The following is a 24,145-nucleotide window of genomic DNA, read 5'->3' as shown; positions in this document are numbered from 1 at the left end:
CCCCATTCCTCATGTGATCGCGTCCGACCACTTTGCCAGCACCGCCGCCAGGTAAGCGGGATCCCCGGTCGACACCTTCGGAAACGTGGTGCGCCGCTCGTATGGCCGCGTCGCGTCGACCACCGCCCTGCTGTTGTACGGCGGCGCGCCGTCGACCAGCATCGGGTCGAGCTTGCTGCCCCACGTGCCGCCGACGATGTCGATGTCGCGCACCGGGTCGCACCGGGTGCTCATCGCCCACACCACCTCGTCCAGGTTCGCGACGTCGATGTCGTCGTCGACCACCACGACGAACCTGTTCATGTACGCCGCGGCGGGCAATTGTGCCGTCAGGTGCCCGACCTGCTTGGAGTGCCCCGCGTACCGTGTCTCGACCGACACCGCGACGAACAGTCTGCCGCCACCGGCTTCGTGTGCCCACGCCCCCCGGATGCCGGGCACCCCGGCGGCGGTGAGCGCGTCCTCGATCATCGCGGACTTCATCACGGTGCGCATGTACGAGTAGTCGTGCGGCGGTTTCCCCGGTGGCGCCCCGAGCAGGATCGGGTCGTCCCGGTGGTACAGCTTCGCGATCTCCAGCGCGGGCGCGGGCCGCCGTTTGCCGGAGTAGTAGCCGGTCCACTCGCCGAAGGGGCCCTCGTCGGCCAGGTGCTCCGGTGACAGCCAGCCCTCGATCGCGACCTCGCTGCCCGCCGGGATCGGCAGCCCGGTGTGCTCGCCGGTCAGCACCGGCAGCCGTTCGCCGAGGATCGCACCCGCGTACTCCAGCTCGGAGATCCCGGTCGGCACCTCGGTGCCGCCGGTCACCAGCAGCACCGGGTGGTGCCCGAACGACACCACGACCGGCGCCTTCTCACCCCGGTCGAACCAGCGCCGGATGTGCTGCGCGCCGTGTTTGCCCGGCACCGCCGCGACCGTGGCGGACCGGCCGTCCTCGACGACCTCCATGCGGTAGCAGCCGCCGTTGACGTCCCCGGTCTCCGGGTCGCACGTGATCACCAGGCAGCCGGTGCCGATGAACCGGCCGCCGTCCTCCGCGTGCCAGCGCGGCACCGGCAGGTCCAGCAGGTTGACGTCACGGCCATCGACCACGTTGTCCAGCAAGGGAGAGCCGGTCACCGTCTCGGTGGGGTGGTCGCGTGCGGTGGCCGCCCACACCGACGGCTTGCCCCGCAGTGCGGCGACCACGGCCGCGTCGTCGAGGTCGTCCCCGAGGTTCAGCGTGTGGCCAAGGCGCCGCGGCGAGCCGGTGCTGCCGGTGAGCACCCGGCCGCTCGCGTAGCCGTCGATGTCCTCGAACAGCAACGCCTTCGGCTCGGGTGTGCGGTAGCTCAGCTCGGCGATGGCACCGAGCTCGGTGTCCCAGTGCGCGCCCCGCACGTGCCGCAGCTCGCCGAACGACTCGACCTTCGCCAGCCACGACCTCAGGTCGGTCATGGTTGTCCTTCCAGGAATCCGGCGACCAGGTCGAGTGCCCCGGGTGCCTCGAACACGCTGAAATGCCGGGCGTTCTCGAACACGTGCAGCCGTGCGCCGGGGATGCCGCCGGCGAGCGCCCCGGCCATCGCGGGCGGGGTGGCGTAGTCGTGCTCACCCACCAGGACAAGCGTGTGCGCGGTGATGCCGGGCAGCAGCGCGGTGCCGTCGAACGCGCCGAGCGCCAGGCACGCCTGGGCGTGCGCGCGCGAGTCGGTGGCGAGGAACAGTTCCGCGACCCGCTTGACCTCCTCCGGGTTCCGCTCGGCGAAGTCCGGGGAGAACCAGCGGTCGACCTGGAACGCGAGCTGCTGGTCACGTGGCTTGTGGATGGCGTTGTCGGCGCGGTCGGCCCACGCGGTCGTCCTGCCGGGGCCGTAGTCGGCGGTGGTGTCCGCGAGCACGAGCCGGTCGACCAGGTCGGGGCGGGTGCCCGCGAGAGCGATCGCCACGCAGCCACCCATCGACATGCCCGCGACCGCGACCGGGCCGTCGGCGCGTGCCTCGATCAGCGCGGCCGCGTCCGCGGCGAGGTCCTCGACGGTGAACGGTGCACCGTCCCAGGTGGACTCGCCGTGACCACGGGCGTCCATGGCGACGGCGGGCACGGTGAGTTTCTCGACCAGTGGCTGCCACAGCCCGCCGGACATGGCGAGCGAGTGCAGGAGCAGTGCCTTCATCGTGGGGACCGCCGTTCCGCCGCCGAGGCGACCGCCTTCCTGATCTCCGGGTAGGTGCCGCAGCGGCAGATGTTGCCCTCCAGGTGTTCGGTGATCTCGCACTCGGTCGGCCGGGGGTTCTCGGCCAGCAGCTCACGGGACATCAGCACGAAACCGGGGATGCAGTAGCCGCACTGGGCGGCGTCACAGTCCACGAAGGACGAGACGACGTCGTCGTTCTCGTCGAGGCCCTCCGCGGTGGTCAGCTCGGCGCCGTCGTAGCGGACGGCGAGCGCGAGGCAGCTGGAGACGCTCATGTCGCCGGACAGCACCGTGCACGCGCCGCACGCGCCGACACCGCAGCCCTCGCGGACGCTCGTGGTGCCGACCTTCTCCCGCAGCACGTCGAGCAGCAGCGCGTCGTCGGCGACGTCCACGACGTGCTTGACACCGTTGACGACCAGGGTGATCCGCTTCATTTCTCCTCCAGTGCCGCGACGATCGACTCCGGCGTGAGGGGCAGCGTGGTGATGCGGACGCCGAGCGCGTCGCGGACGGCGTTGGCGATCGCCGGTGCGACGCCGAGAATGCCGGTCTCCCCCACGCCTTTCGCACCGAACGGGCCGGTGTCGTGCGGGGCCTCCACGATGATCGGCGTCAGCTTGTCCGGCAGGTCCTTGATGGACGGCAGCTGGTAGTCGAGCAGCGTGCCGTTGATCAGCTGGCCCTGGTCGAGCACGAGCTGGTCGAACAACGCGTGCCCGATGCCCATGATCGCGGCGCCGGAGAGCTGCTGCTCCACGAGCTTCGGGTTGATCGCGCGACCGACGTCCCCGCTGACCGCCAGGTGTTCGAGGTGGACGCGGCCGGTCGCGGTGTCGACGGTGAGCTGGACGCCGACGGCACCGGCGAACCAGTGCTCGGTGACCTTCGCCGAGCGGCCGGTCTCCTTGTCGTAGGGCACCCATTCCGACGTGTAGTTGGCCTCGGTGGTGACGGTCGCGCCGCGCGCCCCGAAATGGCCGTGGATCAGCTCGGGGATCGTGACGTGCGTGTCCCCGTGCCGCAGGCCCTCCTCGGTGAGCACGACTTCGTCGGCCGGTGCGTCGAAGCGCTGCGCGGCGAGGCCGATCAGCTTGGCACGCATGGCTTCCGCGACCTTCCGCACGGCGTTGCCGGTGTGGTAGGTCGACCGGCTGCCCGCGGTGATCGTGTCGTAGGGGGTGGCGTCGGTGTCGGCGCGCACGACGTGGATGCGCGCGGAGTCCATGCACAGCACGTCCGCGGCGATCTGCGCCATGATCGTGTCGCTGCCCTGTCCCATGTCGACGGTGCTGATCAGCAGCGTGGCCGACGCGTCCTGGTTCAGTTGCAGCACGGCGTTCGCGATCGTCGGTGTCAGCACGGCCTTCACGCCGACGGCGACCCCGCGGCCACGCCTGACCCGCCCGTCGCCGCGGTCGACCGGCTGTTCCCAGCCGATGGCCTCGGCGACCGCGTCGAGGCAGCCGACGAAGTCCGCGCTGTGCATCTTCGTGCCCATCGGCGCCTCGTCGCCCTCACGCAGCAGGTGACGGCGGCGGAAGGCAACCGGGTCCTCGCCGAGCTGGTGGGCGAGCTCGTCGATGAGCGACTCGTGCGACCACGTCACCTGCGGGACACCGAACCCGCGGAACGGCCCGGCCGACGGCTTGTTCGTGTACACGCAGCGGGACCGCACGCTCGCGTTGGCGATCCGGTAGGGGCCGGGCGCGACCATGCCGGACTTCCCGGTGATGCGCGGGCCGACGTCGGCGTAGGCGCCGGTGTCGTAGCGGACGTCGGCGATCGCGCTGACGAGGTTGCCCTCGGCGTCGGCGGTCATGCTGGCGGTGACCCCGGCGCCGTGGCGGGTGGTGAGCAGGAACGACTCCTCGCGTGACGCGACGAGCCGGACCGTGCGCCCGGTGGTCCACGCGAGCGCGGCGGCGAGGGGTTCGAGCCGGTCGTACATCTTCGCGCCGAAGCTGCCACCGAGCGGCCGGGTGGTGATCCGGACGCGGGACAGCGGCAGGTCCAGCAGGTCGGACACGGTCTGCCGGACGTAGGACGGGGTCTGCGTGGTGGTCAGCATCTCCAGGCGCCCGGCGTCGGTCCACGCGATCGTGCACGGCAGCTCGATCGGCACGTGGTGGGTGGGCGGCGCCCAGAACTCACCGGTCACCGTGGTGGCGCCGGCGTCGCGGGCGGCGGCCGCGTCCCCGTGCCGCAGGCGGTACTCGTAGTTGACGTTGGTGTCGCGCACCCCGCGCAGGTGCCTGAGGTCGCCGAACACCGACGAGGGGCGCAGCTCGTCGTGCACGTACGCGTCGCCGTCGAGCGCGTCGGTCAGGTCGTAGACCGGCGGCAGCTCCTCGTAGTCCACCCACACGGCGTCGGCAGCGGCGCGGGCGGTCTTGAGATCGGCGGCGAGCACGGCGGCGACCGGTTCGCCGACGTAGCGGACCTTCTCGTGCGCGAGCCCTGGCTGGTCGGCGAACGCGGGCCCGGTGAGGATGCGGTCGCCGAGCTGCTTGTACAGGTCGAGCCCGGTGACGACGGCGTAGACCCCCGGCATGGCCAGGGCCTCGTCGACGTGCACCTCGTTGATCAGCGCGTGCGGTGCGGTGCTGCGGTGCAGCGCGACGTGCGCGGCGGTGCCGACGGGCTGGTCGCCGACGTGCGAGACGAGCCCGCGCACCCGGCCCGCCATGTCGAAACGGGGCCGGGACTCACCGACTTGGTCACCCATGGTTGCGGTCCTTCCACGCGCGGCGGACGGCGTCGGAGACGGTCACCCGCGCGAGCCTGCGTTTGTACTCGACACCGCCGCGGACGTCCGGGATCGGGTCGAGCACCGGTTCGACGGCGGCGACGGCGGCGTCCACGGCGCCCTGGTCGTCGAGACCGGCGATGTCGGCGGTCACGTACACCGGCACCGGCGCGACCGCGCCGAGTCCGATGTGGATCGTGCGGTCGTCGAGCAGCACGGCGGCCGACGCGCACGGCCAGTCGTTCTCCCCCAGCGACGAGTTCTTCTCGAAGTGGTACCCGGCACCCGGGTCCTGGTTCGGGATCCGCAGGCCGGACACCAGCTCGCCCGGTTCGAGCGCGGTCTCCTGGAAGTCGGTGAAGAACTCGCGGACCGGGATCTGTCTGGTGCCCTCGACGGACGTGGCCAGCACGACCGCGTCCAGCACGAGCAGCGCGGTCGGCGGGTCGAGCCGGTAGTCGCCGTGGGCGAGGTTGCCGCCGACGCTGGCGGTGTTGCGGACGCGGGGGTTCGCGACGTGCCGGTACGCGTCGGCGGCCAGCGGCGGGGCCGCGGTCTCCATGCGGCGGATCGACACCATGGGGCCGACGGTGACACCGCGGTCGTCGGCGGTGACCTCGCGCAGGCCGGGCACGGTGGCGAGGTCGACGAAGTGGTCGGCGAACAGGATGCCCTGCTTGACGAGGATCTGGATGGCCGTGCCGCCGCCGTAGACCATCGGGTTGTCCAAACTGGACAGCAGCTCGACGGCCTCGTCGAGGGAGGTCGGCCGGTGCAGCTGGGCCATCAACGCCTCCGCCTGAGCACGGCGACCAGCAGCGCCACGGCGGAGAGGACGGTCGCGACCACGGCGAGTTTCCGCGTCGTCGCGTCCCCAGCCGGGGCGGCGACGGGCTGGACGCCGACGTGGGTGTCCGCGCTGACCGCGGTGGCCGCGACTCGCTTGCGCGGCTTTTCCTTCGGCCGCACCTCCTCGGCCGGGGCGCCGCACGCGATCGCGAGGGAGCGGGCGAACTCCAGCTCCACCTCGCGGCTGCGACGGCGGATGATCGGCTCGCCGAGGCGGCCGAGCTTGCCCCACAGCGCCATGTCCATCCGGTAGCCGATCACGGACTTCTCGTCACCGTCGGGCCGGACCGTCAGCCTGGCGTCGATCTTGATGGAGCTGCCCAGCCTGCGGTCCTCGCCCTTCAGCAGCGCCGCGACCTCCTTGACCTCCCCCTCGTCGGCGACGGACTGGATGGTCGCGGAGAAGCCCGCGGAGAAGCGCACGTGCGCGACCTCGTTGACCAGCCGGCCGGTGTAGGTCGCCTCGTCTGCCCGCACCAGCTCCTCGCAGCCGGGAATGCAGCCGCGCATGACCTCCGGATCGAAGAAGAGCGGGAACACCTTTTCCGGTGCCGCGGGGACGGAGAACTCGGACGCAAGTTTCATGTAGACCGCCATACGAGACTGTTTGTCCTGTCAGCGGGACAGTAGGTCTCCCGTAACAGACTGTCAAGCAGGACGAAACAGGACTTGACGGGCCTGTAACACCCTCCTAGCATCCGCTCCACAGGACAATGAGTGTCGTATAGAGGACCAGGGAGCTTCCCCATGGCCACCACCCCCAAGCTTGCCGCCGTCGCGGCCCTTCTCATGCTGGCGAGCGCCTGCGGCTCCGGCCCCGGCGCCGCCTCCGACGACGGCGACCCCCGCACGCTGCGCATCGCGCACAACTCCAACGCCGCCGCGCTGCCCGTGCAGGTGGCCATGGCGGAGGGCATCTTCGACAAGCACGACCTGAACGTGGAGTTCACGAAGGTCGAGAACATCGGCACGCTGCCGGGCACGCTCGGCCGCTCGTTCGACGTCGCCCTGTCCGTGCCGACCACGGTGATCGCCGCGGCGCAGCAGGGCATCCCGGTCACCCAGGTGTCCGGCGCGACCATCGACGTCGAGGACAACCCGACGGCCTTCGTGATCGGGTCCAAGAGCGCCGGGATCACCGACGTCAAGCAGTTGGCCGGCAAGACGCTCGGCGTGCTGACCGAGACCGGCACCCTGCACATCGCGACCAAGGCGTGGCTCAAGCAGGAGGGCGTCGACCCCGCGAGCGTCAACATCGTCCAGGTGGACGGGCCAGCGCAGGCCGACCAGCTCGCGGCCGGCCGGGTCGACGCGGTCGAGACCGTGATGCCGTTCGCCACCAACATCCTGGCCGACCCGAACGCGACCGACCTCGGCGACCCGTACCTGGAGCTGGCGCCCGAGCTGTCGGCCATCCTGTGGATCGCCACGCAGGACTTCGCCGCGCAGAACGCCGAGGTGCTCACCGACTTCCGGGCCGCGCTCGACGAGGCCGCGGAGTTCATCGCGGGCAACGACGAGCAGGCGCGGGCGGTGCTCAAGGAGTACACGGGCCTGCCGGACGCGACGATCAAGGCGGCGAAACACCCGACCTACACCACCGAGATCCGCAGGCAGGACATGCAGGTCTGGCTGGAGGCGATGCAGGAGGCCGACGGCTTCACCGGTGACGTCGACCTCGACGCGCTCGTCACGTCGACGGACTGACCATGGCCGTCTGGGACGAGTTCGTGCCCGCCGGTGAGCTGGAACGGCTGGCCGGGCGCGGTTTCGGCGGCGAGGTGACCGTCGGGCAGCGGCCGTGCCTGCTGGTCGTGGACGTGACCACGTCGTTCATCGACCCGGCCTACCCAACCGGCTGCGGCCAGGTCGGGTGGGACCGGCTGCCCGCCATCGTCAGGCTGGTGGACCACGCACGTGAGCTGGGCATTCCCCGCGTGCTCACGTGCGGGTCCGCACCGGACGCGGTGTTCGTCGGCGGCGCGGTGAAGCTGTCGGACGACCCGGCGGTGGCACGGCGCGTGCACGCGGCGCCATTCCCACCGGAGCTCGTGCCACGCGACGACGAGTACGTGCTGGCGAAGGCGAAGGCGAGCGCGTTCTTCGGCACGCCACTGCTCACCTACCTCACCAAACACCGCGTCGACACGCTGGTCGTCTGCGGCACCACCACGTCGGGCTGTGTGCGGGCCACCGTCGTCGACGCTGCCTCGTACGGCTTCCGCGTGCTGGTCGCCCAGGACGCGTGCTTCGACCGGTCGGAGTTCGCGCACGCGGCGAACCTGTTCGACATCCAGCTGAAATACGGGTCCGTTGTGGACACCGGACGAGCGATCGAGCTGATGGGAAGCTAGATGATCTCCTGCGACGACCTCTCGGTCACCCTGCCGGGCGCGAACGGGCCGGTGAACATCCTGTCCGGTGTCCGGTTCACCGTGGACAAGGGCGAGTTCGTGTCGGTCCTCGGCACGTCCGGGTCCGGCAAGACCACGCTCCTGCGGGTGCTCGGCGGGCTGCAGTCCGCGACGGGCGGCCGGATCACCTGCGACGGCGTGGACGTCTCCGGTCCACCCGACGGCGTGGTCACGGTGTTCCAGGACTACGCGCACTCGCTGCTGCCGTGGCGGACCGTGCGCCGCAACGTGGCGCTGGGCATCGAGAAGCTCGACAAGTCCGAACGGGACGCACGCGTCGACGAGGCGCTGGCGATGGTCGGCCTGTCCGAACGGGACGGTGAGTACCCGTGGCGGCTGTCGGGCGGCATGCAGCAGCGGGTGCAGATCGCCCGCGCGCTCGCGATGCGGCCCCGCGTGCTGCTGATGGACGAGCCGTTCGGCGCGCTCGACGCGATGACGAAGGCGTCGCTGCAGGACCAGCTCCAGCAGGTGGCCGAGCTGACCGGCACGACGATCGTGTTCGTCACGCACGACGTCGAGGAGGCCGTGTACCTGTCCGACCGGCTGGTCGTGCTGAGCGGCAGCCCGGCGAACATCGGGCTGTCGCTCGACGTGCCGCTGCCCCGCCCCCGCGACCAGATCGCCACCAAGGAACGCGCCGACTACCTCGAACTGCGGCACGAGGTGTACTCCGCACTCGGTCACAAGGTCGGTGAGCGCGCCCGTGGCTGAACGCCTGAACCTGCTGGGCGCGGCGGTGTTCGTGCTCGGGCTGGGACTCTGGGAGCTGCTGGTGCGCACCGGGCTGCTCACGTTCACCTACCTGCCGCCACCGTCCGAGGTGGCCGTCGGGCTCGGTGAGCTGCTCGGCAACGGCGAGCTGGGCACCGCGCTCGGGCACACCCTGTTCGCCGCGCTCACCGGCTGGGCCATCGCCTGCCTCGTCGGCGTGGCGGCCGGGTCGGTGCTCGGGCTGGTCCGCCCGGTGTGGACGTACTCGATGGCGAGCCTCGAGGCGCTGCGCGCGCTGCCGATCGTCGCGTTCGTGCCGGTCGCGGTGCTGCTGTTCGGCTTCTCCGTGCAGACCGAGATCATGGTCGCGTTCTACGCGGCGCTGTGGCCGATCCTGCTGAACACGGTCAACGGCATGCGCACCGAGGCCAGGCTGGTGGAGACCGGCCGGGTGCTGAAGCTGTCCCGCCCGGCGGTGCTGTGGAAGATCCGCCTGCCTGCGGCGACCGCGACGATCGTCGTCGGCATGCGGCTGGGGCTGTCCACTTCGTTGGTGCTGACGCTGGTGGCCGAGATGGTGGGCAACCCGGCCGGGCTGGGCTTCCTGCTGGTCACGAAGGGACAGGCGTTGCAACCGGGTCAGATGTTCGCGGCGGTGTTCGTCATCGGCGTCACCGGGATCGTCCTCAACGGACTCGTCATGGGCGCGGCGAGGCTGACCTTCCGCGGCCAGCTGGCCGCCGCCGGGGAGGCGTGATGCGGGGTACTCCTGTCCGCGGGCTCATCCCGCTGGTACTGCTGCTGGTGCTGTGGGAGGTGTTCGGCGACCCGTCCTCGCCGTACTTCCCGCCACCGTCCACCTGGGTCGACGGGGTGAAACCGCTGGTGGACGGCGACAAGCTGCTGCCGGCGATCGGTGACACCTCGCTCACGTTCGTGCTCGGACTGCTGATCGCGACCGTGCTCGGCGCGACCGTCGGCACGCTGGTCGGCGCTTCGCGCCCGGTGGACCGGGCGCTGTCGCCGAGCCTGGAGTTCCTGCGTGCGCTGCCCGCCGCGTCGCTGGTGCCGGTGGCCGCGCTGGTGCTCGGGTACACGGCGCAGATGAAGCTGGTGGTCGTGGTACTGCCTGCGACGTGGCCGATCCTGCTGACGTGCCGGTCGGCGCGGCGATCGCTGTCACCGGTGCTGCTGGACACGCCACGCACGCTCGGACTGTCCGGTTGGGACCGGATCACGAAGGTGCTCACCCCGGCGCTGCTGCCCTCGGTGTTGCTGGGCGTGCGGGTGGCGGCACCGCTGGCGCTGATCATCACGCTGCTGGTGGAGATCGTGACGCGGGTGAACGGTCTCGGCGCCGCGCTGGGCGCCGCGCAGGCGAGCTTCCTGTCCGCGCAGGTCTACGGGCTGCTCACGATCGCGGGGGTGCTGGGGTTCGTGGTGAACTGGGTCGTCACGCGCGCCGAGAACGCGGTGAGCCACCGCATGCGGGGGGCCACCTAGGAGCTGTGGATGACCGAAGTGGACACCGGGCCCTGGTACCGGTCGCTGGACCGGACCAGGTGGCGGGCGCTGATCGCCGCCAACCTCGGCTGGCTGTTCGACGGGTTCGAGACCTACGCGCTGATCCTCACCGCGGGTGTCGCGCTCAGCCAGCTGCACCCGGACGGCAACCCGGCGTTCTACATCGGACTCACCATCGCCGTGACCCTGCTCGGCTGGGGCGCGGGCGGGATCGTCGGCGGCATCGTCGCCGACTACCTCGGGCGCCGCCGCGTCCTGCTGCTGTCGATCACGCTGTACTCGGTCTTCACCGGCCTGTCGGCGTTCGCGTGGGATTGGGAGTCGTTCCTGATCCTGCGCCTGCTGACCGGCGTGACGCTCGGGTCGGAGTGGGGCACCGGCACGTCGCTGGTCGCGGAGATGTGGCCGCCGCACGCGCGGGCGAAGGCGGCCGGGCTCATGCAGTGCGGGCTCGGCCTCGGGTTCTTCGTGGCGTCGGCGGCGTGGCACTTCATCGCCCCGCTGGGGGAGAACTCGTGGCGGTACATGTTCCTCCTCGGGGTGCTGCCCGCGTTCTTCGCGCTGTGGCTGCGGCGCGGCGTGCCGGAATCGGACAAGTGGGCGAAAGTGGCGTCCCACCGGGCGTCCCTGCGGGAGCGGTCCTCCCTGACCGACGAAGAACGCGAGTACACGAAGTTCACGCTGCGCCAGATCCTGGCCGACCCGGCGCTGCGCCGCCTGACGATCCTTGGTTCGATCATGTCGACGGTCACCACACTCGCGTGGTGGGGCATCTCGACGTGGGTGCCCGCGTACGTCGGCAGCATCGCCGCCGAGGACGGCCACTCCCCGGAGAGCTACGCGTCGACCGCCGGGATGATCTACAACGCGGGCGCCATCGCCGGGTACGTCTCGCTCGGTTTCGCCGCCGACCGGTTCGGCCGCAGGGGCACCGTGTTCACCTACTTCGCGGCGTCGCTGATCATGACGCCGGTGCTGTTCCTGTGGACCTCGGACCTGACGCTGGTGCTGCTGCTGTGCGCGGTGAACGGGTTCTTCACGCTGGGCCAGTACACGTGGATGCCGGTGTGGCTGCCGGAGTTCTACCCGACACACCTGCGGGCGACCGGCGCCGCTTTCGTGTTCAACGCGGCACGGTTCATCGCGTTTCTCGGCCCGCTACTGGCCGGCACGATCATCGCGACACTGGGCGGCTACGGCACGGCGGCCACCGTGCTCGGCCTGATCTACGTCGTCGGCATGCTGGTGGTGCCGTTCTGCCCGGAAACCCGCGGCCGTGCCCTGCCGGAGTGACACGACCGCTCAGCGAATTAGAGTGGTTCTCGGGTATATCTCGTGCGAAGCTGCCTACTCTCCTGACACTTGGGTGAGCACGGACGAGGAGCAGATCGTGCGCAGAAACCAGTTCCGGGCGGCGTGCCCCGGCATCGGATGGGAACGCGAACAGAACAAACCGGCCACCACCATCGGTGGCCGCTCGCCCCGCTGGCAGGCCGCCCGCGACCCACGCCAGACACCGGAAACCCCGGACGAGGACACCGTCATCATCCGAGGCACGGACTGACCCGTCCACACGTGGGCCGCCGGCCGATGCCCTGAACGACGCCTTGCCGACGCCGAACGTCCCGAAGCGTCTTCCGGGACACGCACGCGTGCCGCGAAGGGGCCCGTCCGGCACGGACGCCCACCTCGGCCCGCACTTTCAGCACTCAGCCGAACTCGAGCCAAAAACATCCGCGCGTGATGTCGAGATCCGTCGCGCTGGTCCGACGTGGTGGTGAGAACAGACCACCGAGGACACGGAGCAAAGATCATGAACGAGACCACCGCACTGGCCGGGCGACGGGAGTGGATCGGGCTGGCGGTGCTCGCGCTGCCGACGTTGCTGCTGTCGCTCGACATGAGCGTCCTGCACCTTGCAGTCCCCCACCTCGCTGCCGACCTGCGGCCCAGCGGTTCCGAGCTGCTGTGGATCATCGACATCTACGGGTTCATGGTCGCCGGGTTCCTGGTGACCATGGGGACGCTGGGCGACCGCATCGGGCGACGAAAACTCCTCATGTTCGGTGGGGCCGCCTTTGGGGTGGCCTCCGTGGTGGCCGCGTTCGCCACCAGTCCGGAGATGCTGATCGCGGCCAGGGCCGCGCTGGGGGTCGCCGGCGCGACGCTGATGCCGTCGACGTTGGCGTTGATCAGCAACATGTTCGCGAACCCCCGGCAGCGCGGGGTGGCGATCGCCGTGTGGATGAGCTGCTTCATGGGTGGCATGGTGACCGGGCCGCTGGTCGGTGGCCTTCTGCTGGAGGCCGCCTGGTGGGGCGCCGTCTTCCTGCTCGCCGTGCCGGTCATGGTCCTCCTGCTCGCCACCGCGCCCGCGCTGCTGCCGGAGTACCGCGACGAGCAGGCCGGCCGGCTGGACCTGGTCAGCGTCGTCCTCTCGCTCGGGACCGTGCTGCCGGTCGTGTTCGCGCTGAAGGAGTTCGCCAAGGACGGGGCGTCCGCCGGCACCCTGCTGGTGCTGGTGTGCGGGCTGGCGGTGGGTGTGGCGTTCGTGCGTCGGCAGCGGACGCTGGCCGAGCCGATGCTGGACCTGAGCCTGTTCCGCAACCGGAAGTTCAGCGCGGCGCTGAGCATCGCTTCGATCGGTGCGCTGATCATGGGCGGGGTGTTCCTGCTGGTCAGCCAGTACCTGCAGCTGGTGGCCGGGCTGTCCGCCGTGGAGGCGGGCGTGGTGCTGGTGCCGCCGGCGCTTGCCGTGGTCGTCGGGTCGTTGATCGCGCCGCGGCTGGCCGGGCGGATCCGGCCCGAGTTCGTCCTCGGTTTCGGGATGCTCGTCGCCTCGGTCGGGATCCTGCTGTTCACCTGGGTCGGGACGGACGGGGTGGCGCTGGTGGTGGTCGGCATGTCGATCGCGTCGTTCGGCATGGGGCCGCAGGGGGTGCTGTGCACCGAGATGGTCATCAGCTCGGTGCCTGCCAGGAAGGCCGGGGCGGCCTCGGCGATGTCCGAGACCACCGGCGAGTTCGGGATCGCGATGGGCATCGCGCTGTTCGGCAGCGTCGGCATCGCCGTGTACCGCGACGAGCTGACCCTGCCCGCCGGCCTGCCGGGTGGCGCCGCCGCCGAGGCGACCGAGAGCATCGCCGGTGCCACCAACGTGGCTGCCGGGCTCGACCAGCAGCTGGCCGCCGGTCTGCTCGGTCCTGCTCGCGAGGCGTTCGCCAGCGGTCTGCACACCGTGGCCGCGATCGGCGCGGTCGTCGTCGCCGTGTTCGCGGTGGCCGGCATGGTGGTCCTGCGCAAGTCCCGCCCGGCGGCACCCACGACGGAACCGGAACCCGCCCCAGCACTGGTGGGCTGACAACCCAGGACAAGCGGACCGCGGCTGGCCTCGGAGCCAGCCGCGGTTCGCGTTCGCGGCATGAACCCACCAAACACCCAGCCCGAATCAGTTCGGGGCGTGGATCGGGGTGTTGGTGGACCTGCGCGGCGTACCGGCCAGGAACGCAAGCGCCAGCAGGCTCGCCGCGAGGAACAGGTGCAGCCAGTTGTCGGCCGCGTTGACCGGCACGATGTCCGCCGAGGCGTCGACGACCAGGCCGTAGGCGAACAGCGCCAGGTAGAAAAGCCCGCCGCCGACCAGGAAGACCCGGGCACCACGCGCGGTGGTGGCGAGCGCCAGCCCGGCCACCCCGAACGCGAGGTGCACGAGGTTGTGCAGGACGGACACGGCGAACACGCCGAACAGTTCGGCGGTCGACTCGTGGCCGGCGAAGGTCATGCCGTCGAGGCCGGTGGTCACCCCCGGGATGAACCCGAGCACGCCGACCAGCAGGAACACCGCCCCGGCTGCGGCCGACGCGATCCGGCCCGGCTCGGGACGGCCGAGTGGTGTGGTGGTCTCGCCCATCTGCTTCCGACCTGACATGGGACCGGCCTACCCGGCACGCCCCTGCCCAAACCGGTGTTACGCGGCCCGCCTCCGGGGTACGCCGGTGAACCGGTCGACCTGAGAAGGGAGGGCTTCCGATGCCAGATCCAGGCAGCCACAGCTACGACATCAACCGCACCCGCCTGCGGGCCGAGTACGACGACAACGGGGTGCCGGACCAGCACGCCGACCACGCGGCCAACGCCGAACTGCAGCGTGAGCACCCGCCGACGCGAGTCGGTGACCCCGAGCGGGCAGCCGGCCCGAAGTCGCAACGGCCGAGGGCCGGTGCGCCACCGCGCGATCCGCAGGACGTCATCCACGTGCGCAGCAGTGCGTTCGCCGACCACGACCTGATGCCCGAGCGGTTCGCGCACGACAACGGCAACATCTCACCGCCGCTGGAATGGGACGGGGTGCCGGACGGCAGCGCCGAGCTGGCGCTGTTGTGCGAGGACCCGGACGCGCCGGACGGGCCGTTCGTGCACTGGTTCGTCACCGGCATCAAGCCGGACGTCACGGCCGCCGACGAGGGTGAGCCGCCGCCGACCGGCGCGCAGGAGACCAACGGGTTCGGCGAGCAGGGCTGGGGCGGCCCACAACCGCCCGTCGGCGACGAACCGCACCGGTACTCCTTCCGGGTGTACGCGTTCGACCACCTCCAGCGCGTGCCGAGGGACCTGCCCGCCGCCGACCTGCGGGCCACTCTGGACGACCGCGCGACGGCGACCGGCACGCTGGTGGGACGATTCGGCCGCTGACCACAGCCGCCGGGTGATGATGGTGGCGTGCACATCGCAGCAGAGGTGGTCGCGCTCGTCGTGGCGGTTCTGGTCGTCACGACGGTCGCGCGCAAACTCGACTGGTCGGCGCCGCTGTGCCTGATCGCGGTCGGTGTGGGTGCCTCCTACATCCCCGGCGTGCCCGGCTACCACCTGTCGCCCGAGGTCGTGCTGGTCGGGCTGCTGCCGCCGCTGCTGTACTCGGCGGCCATCCAGACCTCACTGCTGGACTACCGCAGGATGCGCGGCCCGATCGCGCTCCTGTCGGTGGGGCTGGTGGTGTTCACGACGTTCGGCGTCGGGCTCGTGGCGTGGGCGGTGGTGCCGGGGCTGCCGCTGGCGGCGGGCATCGCGCTCGGGGCGGTCGTCGCGCCGCCGGACGCGGTGGCGGCCAGCGCGGTCGCGCGGCGGGTCGGCATGCCGCGCAAGCTGGTCCGGCTGCTGGAAGGTGAGAGCCTGTTCAACGACGCGGCCGCGCTGGTCGCGCTGCGCACCGCGATCGCCGCCATCGCCGGGTCGGTGACGCTGTGGCAGGTCGGGCTGGACTTCGCGCTCGCCGCGGTCGGCGGCGCGGTCGCCGGGCTGCTGGTCGGGGTCGTGGCCTCCTACGTGCGCAACCGGCTCGAGAACCTCGAGACCGACACCGCCCTGTCGTTCGCGGTGCCGTTCGTCGCCTACCTGCTGGCCGAGGTCGTGCACGGGTCGGGGGTGCTCGCGGTGGTGACCGCCGGGATCATCCTCGGCCACCGGTCGCCGACCATCCTGTCCGGACAGGCACGGCTGGCGAGCAGGCACAACTGGCAGACCATCCAGTTCCTGCTGGAGAACATGGTCTTCCTGCTGATCGGGCTGCAGGTGCGGCAGATCGGCGAGGAGGTCGCCGACAGCTCGCTGTCCACGGCCACGATCGCGGGCATCTGCGCCGCGGTGCTCGCCGCGACGATCGGCACCCGCATCGTGTGGCTGCTCGGCATCGGCACGGTGAAACGGATCAGCAGGAAGCTCACCGGCAGACGCGGGCATGTGTGGCCGTGGAGCTACTCGGCGGTGATCGCGTGGGCGGGCATGCGCGGCGTGGTCACGCTGGCCGCGGCGTTCATCCTGCCCGCGGACACCCCCGAACGCGCGGTGCTGGTGCTCGCCGCGTTCGTGGTGGTGGCGGGCACGCTGGTCGTCCAGGGCATGACGCTGCCCCGCCTGGTCCGCAGGCTGGCGCTGCAGCCACCCGACCCGGCCGAGGACGCGCTGCAGGAGGCGGCCGTGCTCAACGACATGGGCGCGGTCGCGCTCGAACGCCTCGACGAGATCCGCAACCCGGACGACCCGCCGGAGGTCATCGCCCGGCTGCGGAACCGGCTGCAGGACCGCACCGACTCGGCGTGGGAACAGCTCGGCAGGCAGAGCGCGCTCGCGGAGACCCCCAGCGACGCCTACCGCAGGCTGCGCACCGAGCTGATGAAGACCGAACGGGAGCAGGCGCTGAAGGCCCGCGACACCGGCCAGGCCGACGACGTGGTGCTGCGCAGGATCCTGGAACGGCTCGACATCGAGGAGTCCATGCTGGACCGCGAGGACGACGCGGAGGTGCTGTCCCACCGCGAGCTGCGCACCCCGGTGGCGACCGCGGGCTCGTGCAGGCACCTCGACCGGCCGCGGCCGGAGGTGCGTCCTTCCGCGGCCGACGTGTGCACCGCGTGTGTCGAGGAGGGCACCACCTGGGTGCACCTGCGGTTGTGCCTCGACTGCGGCACCGTCGCGTGCTGCGACTCGTCACCGCGCAAGCACGCCGCGAGCCACTTCCACGACACCCGGCACCCGGTGATGCGCAGCTTCGAGCCGGGTGAGACGTGGCGCTGGTGCTATGTGGACAGTCAGCTCGGCTGACCGTCGTCGAACGGTGGCACATCCGGGTCGTCGTCAGCCGGCGGCTCCGGATCGGCCCACTCCTCTGCGCGCGTCGGGCCCGTGCCCTTCAGCATGCCGTCCATCTCGGACTTCAGCTGGTCGTCCTCACGTGGGGAGTGCTGGTCGCTTTCTCGTCGCATCGGAACCTCCCTTTCCGTCCGAGGCCGTACCCCCGGCCCGGGGTGGACAAACGGCAGCGCCCGCTCCTGCGCCGCGGCTCGTGCCCTGAAAGGCGCGTTGAGGGCGCTGAGCGCCCTCAACGCGCCTTTCAGGGCACTGGTCCACGCGGCCTGCGCGGTCTGCCGGTGCTTCTCCGCTGGCCGATCTCGTTGTGCACGCAACCGGGCCGAGGTGTGGCGGACCCGTCGGTGTTCGTCCTGCGCCACCCGATCGCGCACAAACCGGGCAAACCGCGTGTCGCCGTGTGACCGCACTGCCCACCTGGAGTAGAACTGGGTGCACGTGCAGCCGCCGTACGAGTGATGCACGTGCATTCGCCTTCTGCAAATTGCATGTGCAGCGTATTATCACATTCCGTGACTAGAACAGCGAAACACGTCACCGAGCGCCGTGACCCCACGCCGGTGCTGCGGACGGCGGTGCAGACAGCGCAACGCAAGCTGTTACTCAGCGGACGCGACCTCGCGGACGTCAACGAGACACTGGCCAGATTGTTCGCCGAGCTGGCCCCGATCCACGCCGAGCTCGCGGCCACCGCGGCCGCCGCGCCCCACGGCCCGGTCGCGGCCGTGCTGGCGCAGCTGCGGGTGGGCTTCGCGCACGCGACGGAGGGCCGTCCCGAACCCGCGATCAACAGCGTGATCACCGCGGCGACGACCGCGATCCGCCTCGCCGACGACGCGACGCTGGACCGCGAGTACGCCGACTCCGCCCGCTGGCGCTGAGGCCCACCGAACCGGGGCGGTTCAGCCTGCGACTGCCCTGCACGACGCTTTCGGGGCATCGGGGCCGGGAAAGGCCCCGGTGCTGGAGCACCCGACGGGCTCCAGCACCGGGGTGGGGACCGGCCGGCACCGGCCCCCGTCCGGGTTACCCGGCCAGCGGTGCCCGCAGCACCGTCGCGATCGCGACGAGCTGTGCGCGGGTGTCCGCGTTCGGGACCGTGTTCGCCACCTTCGTGAAACGGTCGAGCGCCTGCCCGGCCTGGCGGTTCAGCCCCACGCGGGCCAGGTGCTCCGCGGTCGCGAGGTGGACGTAGAGCTGGAGGTAGCTCGCCAGCCCCAGTTTGCCTTCCATCCGGTACCGCACCAGGAGGTCGGCCGCGGTGTCCCACGTGACCGCCACGACGAACGGGACCTTCACCTCCCTGGCGTTGCCCGCCTCGTCGGTGGCCACGACGCGCAGCTCGTGCGCGCCTGCCACCGGCGTGACGGACAGCGGGGCCTGGACACGCTTGCCGTCCAGCTCCACCAGCACCGACGCGACACCCGACGCGGGGTCCGCCGCCGCTGCGGACAGCGTCAGCTCGGTGCCGACCACGTACTCCCGGCCGGACTCCACCCCCGACACCGACACCGCCGGTGCGGACGTGTCGACCATCGCGGTCGCCGGGACCGCGGCCGAGACGTTGCCCGCGGCGTCGACCGCGCGGAACTCCAGTGCGTGGCCACCGTCCCGGTCCAGCACCACCGGTGCCGTGTAGGCCGTCCACTCACCGGCACCCGCCCGGTACTCGACCCGGACCTCGCCTTCCCGGTCGTCGGTCGCCGTCGCGGTGACCGACGCCGCCGTGCGGTGCCAGCCGTTCGCACCGTCCGGGGTGGACACCGCGACCTCGACGGACGGCGCGGTGCGGTCCGGCGTGCCGACCCGGTAGTAGTCGAACCCGACCGTCGCCGGTGCGGTCTGCTCCGGACCGATCGCCATCAGGCCCGCCGAGGTCAGCTCGGCGTCGTTGGTGACCGGGTCACCGAGCGAGGTCCAGTTGACGCCACCGTCGCTGATCTCCGCCGCGTACTCGTTGCCCGTCTTCGTGAGCCGCAGGAAGAACCAGCCGCTCTCGGACGAGTCCGCGATGTCGATGTTCCGGTTGCCACCGTTGCCGAACTGGCCGTCCTTTTCGGACACCAGCTCCGCGTGCAGGTTCCGTGCCGTGCCGCTCGCGTTCTGCGCGACCACGTCGAACTTGACGTAGTCGTCGTCGCCGCCGTACACGATCAGACCGGCCAGCTGCCACCGGTGCAGCATCGTCGGGGTCACCTTCGTCTCGATCGTCCAGTCCCCGGCCGGGACCTTCTGGAGCACGAAGTTGCGTGGCGAGCCGTTGTCGGCACCGTTGATGTCGCCGGGCTGCGTCTGGATCTTCAGCTGCCCGCCCGCCAGCGAGACGTGGCCCGAGTCGTAGCGCACCACGTTCGTCCAGCGGCACCCGTCGAGCCCTGCGCCGTCGAACTCGTCGGCCGCGTCGCGCTCACCGGTCTCGGTGGTGTCCGGCGTGACCGTGAAGTGGTCGAACACGGCGTCCACGCTGTGTGCCGCGGTGTCACCCGCGGCCACCAGCCCGACCTTCGCGCCCGCGAGCACGGCAGCCGAACCGGCCAGCTCGGTCCAGTCCTGCCCGTCGGTCGAGTACGCGGCGCTCAGGCTCGTCCCGTCACTGGCGAGCCTCAGGTGCGCGGTCGACGGGAAGTCCGCGGGCAGTGCCACGTTGGCATGCCACGTCCTGCTCCCGTCGGCCTCGGTCTGGAACTCGAGCAGCCTGCCGCCGGAACTGTTGGCTGTGAACGCCAGCTTGACGTAGTCGTCGTCGCCGCCGTGCACCAGCATCCCGGCGTGCTGCCACCCTCGGGTGTGCGCGAGCGACACCGTGGTCGTCGCGGTCCACTCGCCGGGCCGCATCGCCTGGCCGACGAAGCTGATCGGCCCTTCGGCCGCCTCGTTGATGTCGCCGTTCGTCACCGGCAGCACCAGCTTGCCGCCCTCGATCCGCACCGGCAGGTCCGGTCCGTTCCGGACCGTGGACCACCTGGTGCGGTTCAGCGAGTCGCCGTCGAACGCGTCGGTGCCCTGCACGAGACAGGTCGGGCCCGGCTCCGGCTCCGGGCCGGGGCCCGGTGTCCACGCCTCGTCCGAGAGCGTCCAGCCGGTGAACTCGACCTCGCTGGTGGCGGCCGCGTTGTGCGCGGTCACCGCGAGCCCGACGTCCTGGACGGACCCGGCGGCCGGCAGCGTCACGGGGTCGCCGACGGCGGTGAAGCTCTCGCCGTCCTTGCTCCAGTACGCGGTGTACTGGTCGCCGTCGCGCACCAGCCGCACCCACGCCGGGTACGACGTGGAGCTCGCACCGGTGCTCGCGTCGAGCTGGCCGTTGCCGTCGCTGTCGCGCAGCCACTCGAACCCGCCACTGGGCCGGATCGCCAGCATCGCGTAACCCGGGGACCTCCCCAGCTGCGTGACGTCGTCGCGGACGATGATCCCGGCCTTCGCCGAGCCTGCCGAGTTGCCCTGCCGCTCGATCTTCACCGTGGCCGTCCACTCGGTGCCCGCCGCGCCCGGCAGGTACACCGAGCCGTACTCGTCGGTGCCCTGCCACATGTTCGCGCCACCGGCGTCGACGACCCACGTGTCGGTGTCCGGCCGGTCGAACGTGGCGGTGACGTTGCTGTAGGTCTGCCACGCGCCGTACAGGTCACCGACCTCCACCTGCACGATGCGGGACGTCGTCGACGCGCCCTTGTCGTTGGTGGCGACCGCCGTGAGCCGGTACCGCGCCTCGTTCGCCGCGTTCCAGGTGACCTCGTACGGGGCCGAGGTGTCGGCACCGATCGACTGGCCGTCGGAGAAGAACTCGACCTTCGTTACCGTGTTCTCCGCGTCGGTCGCCGACGCCCGCACCGTGACCGCACCCGGTTCCAGGTCGGCCTCCGGGGTCGGCGCGGTCACCGCGACCTTCGGCTTGGACGTCGGGGAGACGCCCTTGCCGTCGGCCTCGACGAAGTTCAGCCGCCGCTCCCCGGCACCGGGGAACACCGCGTACAGCGTGAACGTCTCGCCGGGGTCGGTCACCGCGACCGGCACGTCCACATAGGACACCGGGCCGGTGGCGGGGAGCTGCGCGGTGCCCAGCAGCGGGCCGTCCGGTGCGTCCCGCCGCAGCTCGATCGCACCGGCCGCGTTGGCCGACGCCCGCACCACCAGCGCGTCCACGTTGTGCAGGTTCACCGGGTGGTACGCAGCCCAGGCGCCGTTCTGGCCGGTGATCGCGTCGCCGTGGCCCTCCACGTCCCGCGACGGGCCGACGGTGACGTCGGAGGACCGGTCGAAGAACTCGGCCTCGCGCTGCTTGGCGAACAGCAGCGTGTTGTCCGAGCCGGTGAGCGCGGGAATGCCGCCCTCGCCGCCCGCGTCGGTGTACCGGCCGTCGATCGCGTAGAAGACGTTCATGCCCTCGCCGTGGCCGCCGCCCAGCGACGTCACGACCGAACCCGTTCTGCCGTGCAACGGCTCGCCGGGGTGCGCGTGCTCGTCGTGGCCGAGCGCGGGCTGGATCACCACGTCCGCGTCGTCGATCGTCGCGTCCTCGGCGTCGGAGACGTCCAGCTGCCAGGAGACCTCGTCACCGAAGTCGAAGAACGCGCCGTTCGGCGGGAGCTGGAAGTCCACCTCCGGTCTGGTGTTGCCGACCGTGATCGGCACCGTCGTGGTGCCGGTCTTGCCGTGCGGGTCGGTCACCGTGAGCCGCGCGTCGTAGACGCCGTTCTCGCCGTAGGTGAACGACGGCGACGGCTCGGTCGAGTCGGTCGTGCCGTCGCCGGTGAAGTCCCACGCGTAGGTGAGCGCCTCGTTCTCCGGGTCCGTGCTCGACTCACCGTCGAACGTCACGTCGAGCGGCGCGTGCCCGGAGTCGGGGGTCGCGACCGCCTTCGCCGTCGGGGACCGGGACCCGGACACGTAGTCCACGCGGTACAGGCCCGAGTTCGGGTTGTCCCGGCCGAAGCCGCCACCCCAGTCGAGCACGTACATCGAGCCGTCGGCCCCGAACTTCGAGTCGATCGGCGCGAGGAACTGCGTCTCCGGCAGGAACGGGTTGACCTTCTCGACACCCGTGCCCGCCTCGTCCGGGATGATCGAGTACATCTTGTTCCGCGACCACTCGTAGAAGAACGCCTTGCCGTCGTACGAGGACGGGAACTTGGTGTCGGACGCCAGGTCCGGGTCGTAGTCGTAGAACGGGCCGCCCATCGGGGCGAGACCGCCGCCGGCCGGGATGACCTCCGGCACCGACGAACGCTGGTAGCCGTACCACAGCTGCGCGGGCTTCGCAGGCGGCAGGTTCACCAGCCCGGTGTTGCGGATCGAGTCGTTCACCGGGTTGGCGCAGTCGAAGAACGCACCGACCGTCACCGGGTTGGTCCGGTAGTCGACGTCCCGGAACGGCTCGTTGTCGCCCATGCACAGCGGCCAGCCGTAGAACCCCGGCTCGGTGATGAGGTTCCATTCGACGATGCCCGCAGGCCCTCGGTTCGCGAGGTTGTCGGTGCCGTTGTCCGGTGCGTAGTCGGCGACGCCGAGCGAACCGGTCTTGGGGTCGATCGCGAACCGGAACGGGTTGCGGAAGCCCATCGCGTAGATCTCCGGCCGGGTCTTCTCCGTGCCCGGCGCGAACATGTTGCCCTCGGGGATGGTGTAGGTGCCATCCGCCTGCGGGACGATCCGCAGCACCTTGCCGCGCAGGTCGTTCGTGTTGGCCGAGGTGGCCCGCGCGTCGTGGAACGTGCCGTCGCGTTCGGACAGTGGCGCGTAGCCGCCGGAGGGTTCCGAGTGCGGGTTCACGTCGTCGCCGACCCCGAGGTACAGCGAGCCGTCCGGCCCGAAGTCCAGGCCGCCGCCGGTGTGACCGGGCTCGTCGGGCAGCCGCCGCGCGGGCACGTCGAGCAGGACCTTCTCCGAAGCGGGATCGATCTGGGAGCCTTCACCCACGGTGAAACGGGACAACCGGTTGACGAAGTTCGCCGGGTCGGTGTCGTCGTCGCTCGCCGGCGAGTAGTACACGTACAGCCAGCCGTTGTCGGCGAAGCCCGGATCGAGCGTGATGCCGAGCAGGCCGTCCTCACCGCCGGAGTACACCGGGATGGTGATCGCGGTCGAGGTGGTCCGTGCTTCCGGGTCGTACACGCGGATCTGGCCGCGGACCAGCTCGGTGAAGAACACCCGGCCGTCCGGCGCGACGTCGATCGCGTACGGCGCGCTCGTGTTCTGGTCCAGCGGCACGCGCTCGAACTGGTCCCACACGGTGCCGCCGCAGTCGCCAGCCTCGATACCGGCCGCGTACTTCACACCGCCGAGGATGTGCTGCACCAGCGCGGGTTCCTGCGTGTAGTGCGCACCGAAGTGACCCATTCCGGTCATCCACGCGCGGCCGCCGTCATAGGGCTTGCACCACGAGATCGGGTGGTCGTAACCCATCCCGTTGGAGCCGGGGTCGTAGGTCGACTCGTCCATCGTGGCCAGCACGTGGGCCTCGCCCCGGACGTTGGCCGAGAAGTTGTACCACTCGTCGGCGCGGTCCCAGCGCTGCGGAAGGTGCTTGGTCGAGGGGTGTGTGCGGTCCTCGACGCGGACCGTGCCCGGGAGGCCGGGGCTCGAGCCGGTGGCGGCGTGACCGGGCATGAGCGCGCCGATCATGGTGTCCCACCAGGTGTAGTTGCCGCGCATGTCGGTCGCGTTGTGGATCGCGACGATGCCGCCGCCCGCCTGCATGTAACGTTCCAACGCGGCCTTCTCCTCGGCGTTCCACGGATCGCCGGAGGCCTGGAACATGACGAGCGCGTCGAAGTGCGCGAGGTCGGTGTCGTTGAACACCGACGAGTCCTCGGTGTGCTCCGAGGTGATGCCGGCGTCGGCGAAGGTCTGGGTGAGCACGGGCACGCCCTGCTCGATCGCCTCCGTGTGCCGGAACTGGGTGGTCTTGGTGAAGATCAGGACGTGCGCTTCGCCGTGCTCGCCCGGGTGGGCGGTCGCGGGCGCCGCGCCGAGCATGGAGATCGCCATGGCGCCCGCTACCGCGGTCGCCGTGGATCTGCGTAGGTTCATGAGCGTGGGGACCTCTCCACTGAGGTGACAGCAGCGGGAACTCGTTC

Annotated in this window: 20 protein-coding genes; 11 read left to right on the top strand and 9 right to left on the bottom strand. The window is 70.9% G+C overall.

Going from position 1 to position 24,145, the window contains the following annotated elements; all coding sequences use genetic code 11:
* Positions 1 to 9 precede the first annotated feature (9 nt).
* The 6 genes from ACFPCV_RS18195 to ACFPCV_RS18170 are packed head-to-tail and all read right to left on the bottom strand — an operon-like array spanning position 10 to position 6,360.
* Positions 10 to 1,437, bottom strand: a complete 1,428-nt coding sequence (locus tag ACFPCV_RS18195; protein ID WP_378057392.1) for a UbiD family decarboxylase — start codon at positions 1,435 to 1,437, stop codon at positions 10 to 12.
* On the bottom strand, positions 1,434 to 2,156 hold the full coding sequence (locus tag ACFPCV_RS18190) for an alpha/beta fold hydrolase (RefSeq protein WP_378057391.1): 723 nt from the start codon (positions 2,154 to 2,156) through the stop codon (positions 1,434 to 1,436). Before ACFPCV_RS18190 ends, ACFPCV_RS18195 begins: the two co-directional genes overlap by 4 nt.
* Entirely contained in the window at positions 2,153 to 2,614 is a 462-nt protein-coding gene (locus ACFPCV_RS18185) for a (2Fe-2S)-binding protein (protein ID WP_378057390.1), read from the bottom strand. The genes ACFPCV_RS18190 and ACFPCV_RS18185 overlap by 4 nt, the downstream gene beginning before the upstream one ends.
* On the bottom strand, positions 2,611 to 4,905 hold the full coding sequence (locus tag ACFPCV_RS18180; RefSeq protein WP_378057388.1) for a xanthine dehydrogenase family protein molybdopterin-binding subunit: 2,295 nt from the start codon (positions 4,903 to 4,905) through the stop codon (positions 2,611 to 2,613). Before ACFPCV_RS18180 ends, ACFPCV_RS18185 begins: the two co-directional genes overlap by 4 nt.
* Complete coding sequence (locus tag ACFPCV_RS18175) at positions 4,898 to 5,713, bottom strand: FAD binding domain-containing protein (RefSeq protein WP_378057387.1); 816 nt, start codon at positions 5,711 to 5,713, stop codon at positions 4,898 to 4,900. The genes ACFPCV_RS18180 and ACFPCV_RS18175 overlap by 8 nt, the downstream gene beginning before the upstream one ends.
* The gene (locus tag ACFPCV_RS18170) at positions 5,713 to 6,360 is read right to left on the bottom strand and encodes a CoxG family protein (protein WP_378057386.1); all 648 of its coding nucleotides are present in this window, start codon (positions 6,358 to 6,360) and stop codon (positions 5,713 to 5,715) included. Before ACFPCV_RS18170 ends, ACFPCV_RS18175 begins: the two co-directional genes overlap by 1 nt.
* 162 nt (positions 6,361 to 6,522) lie before the next feature.
* Between ACFPCV_RS18170 and ACFPCV_RS18165 the strand changes: the two genes are divergently transcribed.
* From ACFPCV_RS18165 to ACFPCV_RS18130, 8 genes are all read left to right on the top strand, one after another.
* Positions 6,523 to 7,482, top strand: a complete 960-nt coding sequence (locus tag ACFPCV_RS18165) for an ABC transporter substrate-binding protein (RefSeq protein ID WP_378057385.1) — start codon at positions 6,523 to 6,525, stop codon at positions 7,480 to 7,482.
* Positions 7,483 to 7,484: 2 nt separating this feature from the next.
* On the top strand, positions 7,485 to 8,129 hold the full coding sequence (locus ACFPCV_RS18160; protein ID WP_378057384.1) for an isochorismatase family protein: 645 nt from the start codon (positions 7,485 to 7,487) through the stop codon (positions 8,127 to 8,129).
* Entirely contained in the window at positions 8,130 to 8,903 is a 774-nt protein-coding gene (locus ACFPCV_RS18155; RefSeq protein WP_378057383.1) for an ABC transporter ATP-binding protein, read from the top strand.
* Positions 8,896 to 9,660: an ABC transporter permease gene (locus ACFPCV_RS18150; protein WP_378057382.1), complete on the top strand. Its 765-nt coding sequence runs from the start codon at positions 8,896 to 8,898 to the stop codon at positions 9,658 to 9,660. Before ACFPCV_RS18155 ends, ACFPCV_RS18150 begins: the two co-directional genes overlap by 8 nt.
* Positions 9,660 to 10,406, top strand: a complete 747-nt coding sequence (locus ACFPCV_RS18145) for an ABC transporter permease (protein WP_378057381.1) — start codon at positions 9,660 to 9,662, stop codon at positions 10,404 to 10,406. Before ACFPCV_RS18150 ends, ACFPCV_RS18145 begins: the two co-directional genes overlap by 1 nt.
* A gap of 9 nt (positions 10,407 to 10,415) precedes the next feature.
* Positions 10,416 to 11,720 (top strand): MFS transporter, encoded by a 1,305-nt coding sequence (locus tag ACFPCV_RS18140; RefSeq protein ID WP_378057380.1) that lies wholly within the window; start codon positions 10,416 to 10,418, stop codon positions 11,718 to 11,720.
* Positions 11,721 to 11,793: 73 nt separating this feature from the next.
* Positions 11,794 to 11,991, top strand: coding sequence for a hypothetical protein (locus tag ACFPCV_RS18135; RefSeq protein ID WP_378057379.1), 198 nt, complete (start codon positions 11,794 to 11,796; stop codon positions 11,989 to 11,991).
* Between the two features lie 249 nt (positions 11,992 to 12,240).
* On the top strand, positions 12,241 to 13,788 hold the full coding sequence (locus tag ACFPCV_RS18130; RefSeq protein WP_378057378.1) for an MFS transporter: 1,548 nt from the start codon (positions 12,241 to 12,243) through the stop codon (positions 13,786 to 13,788).
* A gap of 87 nt (positions 13,789 to 13,875) precedes the next feature.
* Here ACFPCV_RS18130 and ACFPCV_RS18125 read toward each other — a convergent pair whose 3' ends face one another.
* On the bottom strand, positions 13,876 to 14,337 hold the full coding sequence (locus ACFPCV_RS18125) for a DUF4383 domain-containing protein (protein ID WP_378057466.1): 462 nt from the start codon (positions 14,335 to 14,337) through the stop codon (positions 13,876 to 13,878).
* A gap of 119 nt (positions 14,338 to 14,456) precedes the next feature.
* Between ACFPCV_RS18125 and ACFPCV_RS18120 the strand changes: the two genes are divergently transcribed.
* The gene (locus ACFPCV_RS18120) at positions 14,457 to 15,119 is read left to right on the top strand and encodes a YbhB/YbcL family Raf kinase inhibitor-like protein (RefSeq protein WP_378057377.1); all 663 of its coding nucleotides are present in this window, start codon (positions 14,457 to 14,459) and stop codon (positions 15,117 to 15,119) included.
* Between the two features lie 27 nt (positions 15,120 to 15,146).
* Positions 15,147 to 17,024 (top strand): Na+/H+ antiporter, encoded by a 1,878-nt coding sequence (locus ACFPCV_RS18115; protein ID WP_378057376.1) that lies wholly within the window; start codon positions 15,147 to 15,149, stop codon positions 17,022 to 17,024.
* Here ACFPCV_RS18115 and ACFPCV_RS18110 read toward each other — a convergent pair.
* Positions 17,012 to 17,185 carry a hypothetical protein gene (locus tag ACFPCV_RS18110; protein ID WP_378057375.1) on the bottom strand — a complete coding sequence of 58 codons (174 nt, stop codon included), beginning with the start codon at positions 17,183 to 17,185 and terminating at the stop codon, positions 17,012 to 17,014. The two genes, ACFPCV_RS18115 and ACFPCV_RS18110, sit on opposite strands and share 13 nt — an antisense overlap.
* 396 nt (positions 17,186 to 17,581) lie before the next feature.
* Between ACFPCV_RS18110 and ACFPCV_RS18105 the strand changes: the two genes are divergently transcribed.
* A complete protein-coding gene (locus ACFPCV_RS18105) occupies positions 17,582 to 17,950 on the top strand; it encodes a hypothetical protein (protein WP_378057374.1) in 369 nt (122 codons plus the stop codon).
* Positions 17,951 to 18,095: 145 nt separating this feature from the next.
* Here the strand turns inward: ACFPCV_RS18105 and ACFPCV_RS18100 are convergent, their stop codons facing one another.
* A complete protein-coding gene (locus tag ACFPCV_RS18100) occupies positions 18,096 to 24,098 on the bottom strand; it encodes a ThuA domain-containing protein (protein ID WP_378057373.1) in 6,003 nt (2,000 codons plus the stop codon).
* Between the last annotated feature and the right edge of the window lie 47 nt (positions 24,099 to 24,145).

Origin of the sequence: Actinophytocola glycyrrhizae, assembly GCF_042653545.1 — a bacterium.
GTDB classification, from domain to species: domain Bacteria; phylum Actinomycetota; class Actinomycetes; order Mycobacteriales; family Pseudonocardiaceae; genus Actinophytocola; species Actinophytocola glycyrrhizae.
Note: the sequence above shows the minus strand (reverse complement) of the source record. Positions and strands in the feature narration are given on the sequence as shown.

Coding starts and splice junctions, on each gene's coding strand:
- ACFPCV_RS18130 (WP_378057378.1), top strand. CDS start 12,241: ATGAACGAGACCACCGCACTGGCCGGGCGACGGGAGTGGATCGGGCTG.
- ACFPCV_RS18125 (WP_378057466.1), bottom strand. CDS start 14,337: ATGGGCGAGACCACCACACCACTCGGCCGTCCCGAGCCGGGCCGGATC.
- ACFPCV_RS18145 (WP_378057381.1), top strand. CDS start 9,660: ATGCGGGGTACTCCTGTCCGCGGGCTCATCCCGCTGGTACTGCTGCTG.
- ACFPCV_RS18120 (WP_378057377.1), top strand. CDS start 14,457: ATGCCAGATCCAGGCAGCCACAGCTACGACATCAACCGCACCCGCCTG.
- ACFPCV_RS18140 (WP_378057380.1), top strand. CDS start 10,416: ATGACCGAAGTGGACACCGGGCCCTGGTACCGGTCGCTGGACCGGACC.
- ACFPCV_RS18185 (WP_378057390.1), bottom strand. CDS start 2,614: ATGAAGCGGATCACCCTGGTCGTCAACGGTGTCAAGCACGTCGTGGAC.
- ACFPCV_RS18165 (WP_378057385.1), top strand. CDS start 6,523: ATGGCCACCACCCCCAAGCTTGCCGCCGTCGCGGCCCTTCTCATGCTG.
- ACFPCV_RS18160 (WP_378057384.1), top strand. CDS start 7,485: ATGGCCGTCTGGGACGAGTTCGTGCCCGCCGGTGAGCTGGAACGGCTG.
- ACFPCV_RS18195 (WP_378057392.1), bottom strand. CDS start 1,437: ATGACCGACCTGAGGTCGTGGCTGGCGAAGGTCGAGTCGTTCGGCGAG.
- ACFPCV_RS18110 (WP_378057375.1), bottom strand. CDS start 17,185: ATGCGACGAGAAAGCGACCAGCACTCCCCACGTGAGGACGACCAGCTG.
- ACFPCV_RS18175 (WP_378057387.1), bottom strand. CDS start 5,713: ATGGCCCAGCTGCACCGGCCGACCTCCCTCGACGAGGCCGTCGAGCTG.
- ACFPCV_RS18100 (WP_378057373.1), bottom strand. CDS start 24,098: ATGAACCTACGCAGATCCACGGCGACCGCGGTAGCGGGCGCCATGGCG.
- ACFPCV_RS18190 (WP_378057391.1), bottom strand. CDS start 2,156: ATGAAGGCACTGCTCCTGCACTCGCTCGCCATGTCCGGCGGGCTGTGG.
- ACFPCV_RS18180 (WP_378057388.1), bottom strand. CDS start 4,905: ATGGGTGACCAAGTCGGTGAGTCCCGGCCCCGTTTCGACATGGCGGGC.
- ACFPCV_RS18170 (WP_378057386.1), bottom strand. CDS start 6,360: ATGAAACTTGCGTCCGAGTTCTCCGTCCCCGCGGCACCGGAAAAGGTG.
- ACFPCV_RS18155 (WP_378057383.1), top strand. CDS start 8,130: ATGATCTCCTGCGACGACCTCTCGGTCACCCTGCCGGGCGCGAACGGG.